This is a genomic window from Pseudomonas sp. QLc11A, assembly GCF_052112305.1.
In the GTDB taxonomy this organism is placed as follows: domain Bacteria; phylum Pseudomonadota; class Gammaproteobacteria; order Pseudomonadales; family Pseudomonadaceae; genus Aquipseudomonas; species Aquipseudomonas laurylsulfatiphila.
Map to the genome: position 1 here is coordinate 1 of NZ_JAVAJJ010000082.1, position 265 is coordinate 265.

Genomic DNA, 265 nt, shown 5'->3' on the forward strand with positions numbered 1-265 from the left:
CCGGAGTGGACGAACCTCTGGTGTTCCGGTTGTCACGCCAGTGGCATTGCCGGGTAGCTATGTTCGGAAAAGATAACCGCTGAAAGCATCTAAGCGGGAAACTTGCCTCAAGATGAGATCTCACTGGGACCTTGAGTCCCCTGAAGGGCCGTCGAAGACTACGACGTTGATAGGTTGGGTGTGTAAGCGCTGTGAGGCGTTGAGCTAACCAATACTAATTGCCCGTGAGGCTTGACCATATAACACCCAAGCAATTTGATGCTCC

The 265-nt window shown here is 52.5% G+C and carries 1 rRNA gene; it reads left to right on the top strand.

The features are described from left to right. Positions 1 to 239 (top strand): 23S ribosomal RNA (locus tag Q8X48_RS29990); the annotation flags it as partial. Between the last annotated feature and the right edge of the window lie 26 nt (positions 240 to 265).